The following is a 10,904-nucleotide window of genomic DNA, read 5'->3' as shown; positions in this document are numbered from 1 at the left end:
TCCTCCCGAAGGGTGGGCTCCCGACACACCCTCGCTCCAGGGCCCACCTTCGCGCGACCGTTCCATCCGGGCCATCTCCCTCGACCGGCATCGAGAACCGCTTCATTCTTTCCACTCCGATCTCATGGTGCGGGTTCACGAGACTCGAGAACCTACGAACGTCTCATCATTCACCCTCACACCAAAGGCCTCCGACCCTGAAACCCTCTTTCCCCGGAGAACATCCTCCGAACAAAGAGCAAAAGAGAGCAATTTCAGAAAGCGCGGCCCCTCTTTCAGAAAGAGGATCACCGGGCGAAAAAGGTGCAAATAATTCCCCAAGGAGCCACCCCGTGAAAACCATACTCGAGACCTGGACAAAACTAAGCGCCCTGACCTTTCCCAAAGAGAGGAAGAAGGGAGACCGGGGAGCGGGATTTGTGGAGTACGGGGCCATCCTCGTGTTCGTCGGGATCATCGCCGCACTGCTGTACAACAGCAACATCGGGAACCTCATCGTCCAAGGAATCACCTCTTCGGTAAGCGAAGTATTCAGCACGCCTTAGATAAATAAAAAACAACATTAGAAACGGGAAGAAGTTGCCCCCCAGAAGGATACTTCCCCCAAAAACCAAACATGGGAAGACGCAAGCAGGAATAACGACTGCCATCCTTCTCGTTCTCTCCACCGGATGCGTTGTATCCCCTCCACAGGAAGAAGGAGGAACAGAACAGACCCGACCCTCTCAGGCAAACCCGTCACTCCCGGGCACAGAGAACCCCAGCGAAGTCGTCGCCAGTTCCACCACAACATCGACAAGTCTGGGATCCGACCTCCAAATCGACGTATACGCCTTGGAACGCATGGAGAATGATCTTCTAAGACTCCGAATCGGGGTAACCAACAAATCCGAGGATAATTTCAACCTTGGATTCGGACTCTCAGAAACAGATCACCTTTCCGCCGGGAGCGTCAGCCTCATCGACGAGAGAAACCAACAACGCTACCTGAGCTATAGACAGAGCAGCGGACAGTGTTTCTGCAACCAACTGGACGGGAACATTCCAAGCGGTGAGACCGATCTCCTGTGGGTCATGTACCCGAAGCCCCCAGAAGATCTGGAAAGAATGACGGTAACCACTCCGCTGACCCCTCCCATATTCGACATACCCATCACCTCCTCCTCTGAGACCATCGAGAACAGCAACCTCGATAGCCCACAAATTCTGGACCTCACGATGATTTCCGACAGTCTGGACGGTGACCAGACCGGGCGGACAGAAAGCAACGAAGAGGTCAGCATCATACTCTCTTCCGATGTCTTGTTCGATACGAATAGCGCCGAACTGACAAATGAGGCGAGAGACATTCTCGAACAGGTCGCCCAGGAGATCGACGACTCAGGGGCTCCCACCGTCTCGATCGACGGCCATGCAGATAACACTGGAAATGATTCGATCAATATCCCCCTCTCTCAGGAGAGGGCGGAAAGCGTAGAGAAAAGCTTGGCGGAGATCATTACCAGCGAAGGAATTACTTTCGAGGTAGAAGGCCATGGCTCCGCAGACCCGATCGCCGACAACGAAACAGAGGAGGGCCGCGAGCGAAACCGGCGAGTCAGCGTCACATTCGAAAAGTAGGGACAATGATGAATATCACCCTTCGATCCCTCGGGGTGGCAGCACTCGTAGCCTCACTCCCCCTTGCCACGGCGTCCGGCGTTCTCGCGAACCCTGTCCCGACGACGGACGAACTGGGCTCCCTCGGCACAGCGGCCTCCAACGACGAGGTCAGCGAAGGTCTTACCGCTGAAGCCCATCAGACCGAGCGAAGCGAGTCCGGTTCTCTTGTGTCAGTAACCTGGAGCGTAGAGAACAACGGAGCAGAAAAGGTTTTCTTCAACTGGCCCGCCGGAACCTCCTACATGTACAGCCTCACCACATACTATTCCGGTGTCACCGCCACTTCCACCGAAAAAGATATGAGATACCATCCGATCATGGACGGAGAAAGCGACTGCCTCTGCTCAGGAAAACTATCCAACGATTTCAAAGAGATAATAAATCCTGGAGAGCAGGTCGCTTATTGGTCGATGTTCTCTGTCCCTTCGGACGTGGACACCATCACTCTGGAAATCCCGGGGTTCGACCCGATCGAGGACATTCCTATATCCTGACCTCGGCCCCTGACCCACTCCTGGAACTTCTCTGGAGGCGGCGTTGACCACCCCCCACCATCCTGAACTCGGGGATCCTCGGCGACCCTCGTCGACCCGCCCTCCGAACCGCTCCGACGAGCGTGGACGTCCACCACGGGCGGCGCCCCGGCTCGGTCGTGTGGCTCGTTGGTTCCGGCCCGCGCGGCGAAGCGAGAGAGATCGTGGGGCCGGTCTGGTGGAGGTCGGGGCGACCACGATCTTCGCCGCGCTGGTGATCACGTTGATCTATCAGAGTGATCTCGGCACACGCTTCAACGACGGTGTGCGTTCGATGGTCTGCGCGGTGCGGGGACCGGGCTGTGGCGACGAGACCTGGGTCGACCGTGATCGGCCAGAGGAGCCGGAGCAGTACGACTGGGGGGCGGGCGGCGGCGACTTCGAGGACAACAAGAACATCGCCATGCAGTCGGCCAGGGGTTACAACTGGACCGATCAGGAGTGGGCCTGCCTGGACAATCTCTGGAGTCGACAGTCGGGGTGGGACCCCGGCATGGTCGACTCGGAGACCGGCTCGCGGGGGATCGTCGGGTTCAATCCGGCTCTGCACGGGGAGATGCCGGAGGGTTTCGAGGGCAGCGCGGCCGCACAGATCGACTGGGGGCTGGACTACATCCGGGATGCGCATGGGTCACCCTGCCAGGCGTGGGCGTACTGGCAGTCCACTCGGACCTACTGACCCCTCCGCCCCCTCGTTCCCAGAGGTTCACGCGCCTTCGGCGGTGAGTCCGCGAGAGCGCGGGCGTTCTGGGTGAGGTGCGATATTCGCCCTGGGCCCCGGGGACATACGGCCATGCACGGATGACGAGGCACATCCTCGTGGTCGGGCCGGCCACGGTCGAGAGGCGTTCCGCTTTCGCCTTCTCCGGGTTTCGTCGCCCCTGAGAAGGCGTCGGTCCGAGTCGACGCTCACCCTCCGCCAACTGGGGAGTCCCCAACGTGGCCGGTTACGGCCACAAGAAGTCCCCGTCAGAGCACGACATTTTCCTTTGTTTGCGGCAAAGTGTCTCTCACAGGCAACATTGCGTTGCCTGCGGCAATACATGAGATGTAGGACAACCCTCACGCGTTTGTTGTTGATCATGAAAACGATCCGCCGATGAGCGCACGCCGACGGACTCACGGGGTTCTCGACCGAGAGTCCATCGAACAACGAGCCTCCCCCGACTCGTCAGGAACAGCCGTGGACATCACCCCCTTCGACCTCTCTCCGGAGCGCCCGCCCTTGCCCAAGCGGACACCTCCGACCGTCCACAACGTCGACAGCCCGCACGACATCGCTCATGCCGTCCAGCGTCTGGCGCTGTTCGGGATGATCGGCCTCGTCCTCGCTCACGCTCGAAGAGACGACGCCGACGTGTGATACCGAGCCAGGAGGCGGCACCGGTGTGGGGGGCGGGCCCCGACCCGGTCGACCGGGCTTCGTGACCCGATGACTCCCGAGCCTGGAGGGTCTTTCGGGAGCTTCTTCGGCCACGACCCGGAAGAGATGGAATTCCGTCCTGCCGCCTCCGATCCCGCTCCCTCGGCCGAAGCGCGCTCCTCATGGACGCGGGCCGAGGGGGCGGACCCTCTCCCGAACGCTCAGGGAAGCGTTCGGTCCAGGTCGGCGGGCGCGCGGTCAGCAGAGCCCCATCCCACCGCGCGCCCGTCCTCTCCCGGGGCCTCGTGAACGGTCGTGAGGGCGAAGCCCACCGCCGTCGGCACGGGAGCACCGGCGCGGACCGTCTCGCGCGAGGCCGGCCCGCACGAACACACCCATGAGGGTCCGCCCTCCCGGGTCTCCGTCTCATCGCGACCGGACGGTCTTCGCGCTCATGGCCCGTGTTTCACGAAGGCCCCGCAAAACCCCCACAGAAGAGGGCAAATATTCGGACAGGCGAGCATAGATATGGACCTTTTGCACCATTTCTCCCCCTAATCTGATCGACCACTCGCGCATCGCTCCGATGTGGGTGAGGGGGATCGTCTCCGTCCGTCAGCGCACAGGGCGGGGTTGAGGACACGGGGGCCCGATGAAGATCGCTTATCTGATCAACGACATGTACGGCATCGGTGGCACCGTGCGCACCGTCGCCAATCAGGCCGCGGCTCTCTCGGAACGGCACGAGGTCGAGATCGTCTCGGTGTTCCGCCACCGTGCCGACCCCGTCCTGCCCGTCCCCTCCCGGGTCCGTATACGTCCGCTCGTCGACATCCGCCGCCATGGGGACCAGGGGACCGGCATCGGAGGGCGGCCCCTCTACGAGGGTTCCGAACGCGCCGGCCTGCCTCCTCTCCTGTTCCCCCCGGAGGACGGGCGCGGTTCCACCCACAGCCGGCTCACCGACGACCGGCTCGAGGAGTACCTGGCCACCACCGACGCCGACGTGGTCGTCGGCACCCGCCCGGGCCTCAACGTGGTCATCGCACGGGCCGCCCCCGACCACCTGATCAAGGTCGGACAGGAACACCTCACCTACGAGCAGCATTCGGACGAACTGCGTCGGATCCTGGCCGCCGAGTACACCGCCCTGGACGCCTTCGTCACCGTCACCGAGGCCGACGCCCGCACCTACTCCGCGAAGATGCCCCTGCCCGGGGTGCGGCTGTTGTCCATCCCCAATTCGGTGCCCGCCCCCGCCTTCATCGGCAACGGCCACGACACGCGCACGATCGTCGCCGCCGGACGGCTCGCGCCCAGCAAACGGCACGACCTGCTCGTCCAGGCCTTCTCCATGGTGGGCGACGAGTTCCCCGACTGGACCCTGCGCATCTACGGACGGGGCAGCAGGCGGGGCGCGCTCGGACGGCTGGTGAACTCCCTGGGGCTCCAGGACCGGGTGTGGCTGATGGGGCCTCATCCGCGGGTGGAGGAGGCCTGGGCCCAGGGGTCGTTCGCGGCGGTCACCTCCAGTGAGGAGCCCTTCGGGATGACCATCGTCGAGGCCATGCGTTCGGGGCTGCCCGTGGTGAGCACCGACTGCCCGCACGGTCCGGCCTCGATCATCCGCGATGGCGAGGACGGACTGCTGGTGCCCAACCGATCGGCCTCCGGCATCGCCGAGGGGCTCGCCGAACTGATGGGCGACGACGATCTGCGTCGGCGCATGGCCTCGGCCGCGCTGACGGCTTCGGAGCGGTTCGATCCGGTCAACATCGTGCGCCTGCACGAGGAGCTCTTCCACGAGCTGGCCGGGGAGCGCCTCCCCTCCTCTCCCCCGATCACCGTGCCGGCCCCACGATCCGAGCCGCCCGCCGCCTGTCGGGTGGAGCTCGGCCCCGACGGGGTGGCGGTCCTGGACTTCGGGCCCTCCCTCGGGGAGACCGGCCTCGGGTCGATACCGGACAAGGTGGTGCTCTCCCGGGGGGCCGGGCACCTGGAGCTGGCACCCGATCGCGACGGGAGGGTGAAGGTGGACGCCTCCGCCCACGACCTGACCACCGGAACCTGGCAGGTGCACCGTAAGGACGCGGGCGTGGAACGCCCGATACGGGACGTGACCATCCACCAGCACGGTTTCCCGCTCTCCGTCGCCGACACCGAGGAACTGTCCCTGGTGATCCCGGACCGTTCCCCCAAGGGACGGCTGATCCTGCACGCGCGGCGCTCTCCCCATCACGCCGAGGTCGAACACGTGGAGATCGCCGACGGGCTCATCACCGTCCAAGGACGACTTCTGGGCCGGTCGCTCCCCGACGCTCGGGCCCGCCTGGTGGTGCGGAGGAACTCCTCTTCCCGGGAGCGCCACGAGTTCCCGTCCGCCGTCGCCTACGAAGGCGAGTTCACCGCCGTCATCGACCCGTCCGAAGTGGTACGGGAACGCCATGGGGATTCCGACAAGTGGCAGATGAGGCTGGTGTTGTCCGACGGAACCGAGTGCACGTTGGGGCGGCATCTATCGGGGGTCGTGGGTTACAAGAAGATCATCGACTACCCGGCCCAGCAGGTGAAGAGCGACCGGGGCACCGGTTCCAAGGTGCGGCCGTACTACACGATCAACGATCGGCTGGGGCTTCGCAGCTCGCCGTTGGCGCCGACCCTGCCCGTGGAGAGGGTGCGGGTGCGTCCCGTCGGGAGGCGCGCCGACGAACTGCGTGTGGAGGTGGATCTCGGGGCGCCTCCGCCGGAGGGGGTGGCCTACGCGCTGGAGGTGGTGCGCGGCACCGACGCCGGCCGTAGTTTCCCGCTGGAGGTCCTCCCGGGCCCCTCCACCAGGGAGGAGGGACGGCTGGTGGGCGCGCTGCCGCTTCTTCTCCATGACGACTACCGGGGGTTGACGATCTCGCGTGCCCGCTGGCGTCTCCGGCTCCTCGCCGGCCCCTCCGGAGCGTTGGGGAGGTTGGGGGCCAAAGCCGTTCCTTCCCTGACCTCGCGGCGGTGGAGCCATGGGGCGTACGCGAGGTCGGTGACCGTGGCCCCGATCGATTCGGGCGACCTGCGATTGACCATCGCCGACGTGCACGTCGTGGAGGCCCTCAGCCGCCGCCTGCCCTGATCCGACGGTTCCGGGTCGTGGTGGGGGTGATTCGAGGGGCCCGGGGAAAGAGGGAACGCCTCGCCGGGAGGATGTCCCCCACTCGGGCGGCGTAGGGCTCTAAGGTGATGCGGGATGGTGGCGAAGCGCCACCGTCGATTCCGTCGACCCTTGCACGGAATCCATCACCATTTCGGTTCCGGACCTGGTGGCCTGGCCGCCGGGTTCGGTTCTGAGTGCTGCCCGAAAACTGGCCCTGGCCACCAGGTTGGCATCTGCACTGGTCAGCCCATGTCTTCAACCTGGCCACCAGGTCGCCAGGTCTTCTTGCGGCCGCCCTTCAGGCACTCACGAGATACGGCCGGCCAATACGAAGGTATAGACACATACCCGTATAACACCGACCGGAAGAGGCCGCCCTTTCCCGACGGAACATCCCAGGGGGGAGTTTTCCCCAGGTTCCGGGATCTCGCTTGTACCGCCCTTGGGAACAGCGCATGCTCGGTCCAGGGTTCTTCTCCCCCAGTGAAGAGGTGAGTCGCTTTGATCCGCGAACCCCTACGGTCGAAACCCCCGGTCGGCGACCTCGAGGACTCCGTCCTGCGCGCCGCCGTCCTCCGTGTGGCCCCCGATGCCCTCACCACCTTCGACACCCAACAGCATCACGTCCGCGACCTGTGCTCCCGTAACGGGGACCCGGCTCCGGTCCGTATGTTCCTTCGCCGTTGGGGCATGTTCGTGGAACTGCGCAGCTGCCCGCGCCGGGCCGCACGGCTGGCCCGTCTGGAACTGGCGGTCTCCGAGGCGACCGACATCGAGACCGCGCGGGCCGCCGCACAGGAGATCGCCCTCATCCTCGACGGGGCCACCCGCCGGCTGCCCGCTCCCTGAGGACCCCCTTTCGAGGCGGAACGCTTTCGTCCTCGGCCGTACCGCTCCGACCTGGGGCGGCCCCGCGGATCGTCCACAGATGAGGGAGTTCCCCCTGTACCCGGGGTACGAGGCGGACTAAGCTTCCCGAAGCAGGGGTCCGTGCGAGAGGGCCCCTCCCGCCCCACGACCCGCCCCGACCGTGCCCGCCCCCGCGGGATCGACCCCCGGATCACCATGCGACGGACCTCCCCCCGAACGGACCGCGGACGCCTTCTCCAGGGCCGCCGTGACGACGGCCAGGCCAGTATCCTCCTGATCTTCGGCATGGTCATCGCTTTGCTCTCGCTCACCGTGTTGTTCGTCCGTGTGGGCGCGGCCAACGACCAGCGTTCCCAGGCCCAGACCGCGGCCGACGCCGCGGCCCTGGCGGCGGTGGGGGCGCTCCGGGACCACGCGGCCCGGCAGCTCGCCGACGGCGTCTTCCCGATGCCCCGATACGACGAGGAGATCGCCAGGGACCGGGCCGAGGCCTATGCCCGGGAGAACGGGGCGGTGCTCACCGATATCCAGGCCAGCGACAACGTGATGGGCCGCTCCGGCAACATCGTCCGGGTCGAGGTCCGGGGCGCGCTCTGCCAGAAGGAGCTGGAGCCGGACGGTTCCCGGGACTGGAACGACATCGTCTGCGACGGAGAGGACGATTCGGGGGCGACGGCGGTGGGCAACGCGTCGGCGATCGCGATCATCGAGATGGGTTCGGGCTGTGGTCGCCAGGACATGGAACTGACCTGTGACGGCGCCTCCGTGGACGATGTGGACCAGGCCTCGGGCTACTTCGACGTCTACCTCATCGACCGGGTCGGAGAGTACGCGTTCGACCCGAACTCCGTGTTCGGCGGCGGCGCGATCGTGGACTGTGCCGACCTGGGACGGCTGGACCCGGCCATGTGCGCGACCCACAAGGTCCTCAACGATGAGTTCCCGGGTTTCTACATCAGCGCGGGGGGCTATCGCGACGAGGGGACCAGCGACCACGGCTACGGCCAGGCCGTCGACTACATGATGGCCGACCTCGGAGGGGTCCCGACCCCGGAGATGGACGCCACCGCGCTCCAGGTGATCGACTTCCTCATCCAGAACCACCGGGAGCTGGAGGTCAAGGGGATCATCTACAACTACCGCATCTGGAACCCGGCCAAGGACGCGGTCGGTCCGTGGTCGAGCGTGAGCCGACCCGCCGGCGAGCGCGGCAGCAACACCCAGAACCACGTGGACCACGTCCACCTGTCCGTGGGGCCCCCGCCCTTCCGTTAGGCGAGGCCCGTTCATCGGGGAGCGGGGTCGTCCACAGGTTCGAGAAGGGGCTTGCCCGGCACCGGTCCGGGGCCGAACCTGGAGGTATGGCCTCGGACCCTCTTCGTCCCGATCCGAACGTCCCTCTCTTCGCCCGCCCTCGTGTCGCCCCTCCTCCCCCTCCACCGCGCCCTTCGGGGCCTTCCATCCCCTTGGCGGCCTCACCACCCGGTCGGGATCTGCTCCTGCGGACCCTGCGCCCGATCCTGTCGGAGCTGTCCGCCGATGCCCTCGCCTTCGGTCGGACCGCCGCCTACCTGTGGGGGGTGGACGTGCATCCGCGGGGCACCTCGGTCACGCGGGAACGGTTGCGCGTAGCGCTCCCTCCGGGGGTGCGAGGGGCCTCGCGGCATGGTGTGGTCGTCCACCGTGAGCTGATCCCGTACCCGGACCGTTCACTGATCGAGGGGGTGAGGGTGACCGCCCCGGCCCGTACCGCCCTGGACCTGGCGGCGGAGGCCGGTTGTCCGTATCGGGCCACCGCGGTCCTGGATCGTTTTCTGGCACGGGGAGCGTTACGGAGGGGGAGACTGCTCTCGACTCTGCGCCGCCACCCTCGTTCGAGTCTCCCGGGGCTGGCCTTGGCCGTCGGGCTCTCCGACGGGGGCAGTGGTTCTCCGGCGGAGAGCTGGGTCCGGGTGTTGCTGTATCGGGCGGGGCTGCCCAGACCGGTCACCCAGTGCCGGATCGAGACCGCCCGGGGACGCTTCCACGCCGATCTGGGGTGGCCCGACCAGAGGGTGGCTTTGGAGTACGACAGCGCCGAACACCATTCCTCCCGTGTCGAACGCGAACGAGACCGGCGACGGTACTCGGCCATGACCGACGCCGGGTGGGAGGTGGTGTCGATCGGGATGCACGACCTGCGTACGCACCCCGAGCGTCTGCTGCGCCGGGTCCGGGACCTTCTGCTCGACCGTGGCTGGCGCCCTTCCCCCACGGCCCGGGAGAGGGTCGGGCGCGCCGTCCGACGGATCGAACGCGACCCGCCACGTCTGGACGAGGGATGAGGACGGCACCCCGTTCGGGCCGAGATCGCCGGGCCTGTCGACACGTTCGCGGCCCGTTTCGTCACTGCCTGTCGAGATTATGTGTCGGCGACGCTCGAACGGAGAGGACGGTCCCCGCGTCGTAACCACCGTAAGCGGTCCCCCCATCCACCGAGCCGCAGAAGCGAGGCGTTGTCAGTGTCGACATCGATGCCGTTCTCCGGACCGGAGCCGGCGGAAGACGACCCCGGCCGTCCCAACTGGCCTTTGGCCCTGATCGTGGTCCTGACCTGCCTGGCGGTGATCGCCAGTGGATGGATCGTCGCCCGCCTCACCCTGGAGGACGACACGGTCGTCCCCTTGGCCGAACCGTCCGAGCAGGCCCGTCCCCCGCGGGAACGTTCGGGGAGCGTCGACCCCGACGACGCCGAGGCCTTCCTGGCGTTGGCCGCTCGAGGGCTGCGAGACGCCCCCTCCCTGTCCGTGAGCTACACGCAACGGGAGGAGGGCGAGGAGGCTGGTCGGGGCTGGGCCCGGAGGGGCGTGGAGGCCGATGTGGTCTTCGAGCACCACTTCACCACGGCCGAGGGTGTCGAGGTGTACCGGTACGAGTTGGACGACACCGGCCACCTGATGACCGCCGAACGCGGGATGACGGGGATGAGCCTGTTGAACCCGCCCTCGGAGGCGGATCGACGGCTGTGCTCGATCGAGTTCGCCCTCTCCCCCTTGGACGACCTGGTGGATTCCGCCTCCGATCTGGTGTGGGAGGGCAGAGAGGAGATCACGCTCCCCGAGGGCTTGGACGGGTCTCCCGAGGGTTCCTACACCGCCTACAGGTACACGGGCGACTTCACCGCGGTGATGGGCGGTTACGAGGAGGAGAGCGGGCACAACACGCTGACCGTGCTGCCGAAGACCGAGTTCAGCCTCTGGATCGACGAGGAGGGGTACCCGCGCAGACTCGAATACGACACCGAGGAGGGTTTCGGGGAGACCTACGACTACCGGCCGACCGTCGACTGATCGGACGCGCC

Annotated in this window: 10 protein-coding genes; all 10 read left to right on the top strand. The window is 66.1% G+C overall.

Annotated features, from left to right (window positions below; genetic code table 11):
* Nucleotides 1-332: 332 nt before the first annotated feature.
* Nucleotides 333-545 (top strand): hypothetical protein, encoded by a 213-nt coding sequence (locus tag U9J66_RS17710; RefSeq protein WP_326338177.1) that lies wholly within the window; start codon nt 333-335, stop codon nt 543-545.
* Nucleotides 546-579: 34 nt separating this feature from the next.
* The gene (locus tag U9J66_RS17705) at nt 580-1,620 is read left to right on the top strand and encodes an OmpA family protein (protein WP_042284195.1); all 1,041 of its coding nucleotides are present in this window, start codon (nt 580-582) and stop codon (nt 1,618-1,620) included.
* Between the two features lie 5 nt (nt 1,621-1,625).
* Nucleotides 1,626-2,156, top strand: a complete 531-nt coding sequence (locus U9J66_RS17700) for a hypothetical protein (protein WP_326338176.1) — start codon at nt 1,626-1,628, stop codon at nt 2,154-2,156.
* A 160-nt stretch (nt 2,157-2,316) separates the two neighbouring features.
* Entirely contained in the window at nt 2,317-2,874 is a 558-nt protein-coding gene (locus tag U9J66_RS17695) for a hypothetical protein (RefSeq protein WP_238543728.1), read from the top strand.
* A gap of 504 nt (nt 2,875-3,378) precedes the next feature.
* Nucleotides 3,379-3,558: a hypothetical protein gene (locus U9J66_RS17690; RefSeq protein WP_014913129.1), complete on the top strand. Its 180-nt coding sequence runs from the start codon at nt 3,379-3,381 to the stop codon at nt 3,556-3,558.
* A 652-nt stretch (nt 3,559-4,210) separates the two neighbouring features.
* Nucleotides 4,211-6,673: a glycosyltransferase family 4 protein gene (locus tag U9J66_RS17685; RefSeq protein WP_326338175.1), complete on the top strand. Its 2,463-nt coding sequence runs from the start codon at nt 4,211-4,213 to the stop codon at nt 6,671-6,673.
* 522 nt (nt 6,674-7,195) lie between these two features.
* A complete protein-coding gene (locus U9J66_RS17680; protein ID WP_014912758.1) occupies nt 7,196-7,543 on the top strand; it encodes a hypothetical protein in 348 nt (115 codons plus the stop codon).
* A gap of 216 nt (nt 7,544-7,759) precedes the next feature.
* Nucleotides 7,760-8,839 carry a pilus assembly protein TadG-related protein gene (locus tag U9J66_RS17675; protein WP_326338239.1) on the top strand — a complete coding sequence of 360 codons (1,080 nt, stop codon included), beginning with the start codon at nt 7,760-7,762 and terminating at the stop codon, nt 8,837-8,839.
* Between the two features lie 191 nt (nt 8,840-9,030).
* Nucleotides 9,031-9,888 (top strand): hypothetical protein, encoded by an 858-nt coding sequence (locus tag U9J66_RS17670; protein WP_237449986.1) that lies wholly within the window; start codon nt 9,031-9,033, stop codon nt 9,886-9,888.
* Between the two features lie 189 nt (nt 9,889-10,077).
* The gene (locus U9J66_RS17665; protein WP_161111413.1) at nt 10,078-10,893 is read left to right on the top strand and encodes a hypothetical protein; all 816 of its coding nucleotides are present in this window, start codon (nt 10,078-10,080) and stop codon (nt 10,891-10,893) included.
* The last annotated feature ends 11 nt before the right edge of the window (nt 10,894-10,904 follow it).

Source organism: Nocardiopsis sp. LDBS1602 (assembly GCF_035818715.1).
GTDB lineage: Bacteria > Actinomycetota > Actinomycetes > Streptosporangiales > Streptosporangiaceae > Nocardiopsis > Nocardiopsis alba.
This window is presented reverse-complemented; position numbering and strand designations above follow the sequence as displayed.

Excerpts from the sequence above, each read along its gene's own strand:
- U9J66_RS17700 (WP_326338176.1), top strand. The coding sequence starts at position 1,626 with ATGATGAATATCACCCTTCGATCCCTCGGGGTGGCAGCACTCGTAGCC.
- U9J66_RS17685 (WP_326338175.1), top strand. The coding sequence starts at position 4,211 with ATGAAGATCGCTTATCTGATCAACGACATGTACGGCATCGGTGGCACC.
- U9J66_RS17675 (WP_326338239.1), top strand. The coding sequence starts at position 7,760 with ATGCGACGGACCTCCCCCCGAACGGACCGCGGACGCCTTCTCCAGGGC.
- U9J66_RS17665 (WP_161111413.1), top strand. The coding sequence starts at position 10,078 with ATGCCGTTCTCCGGACCGGAGCCGGCGGAAGACGACCCCGGCCGTCCC.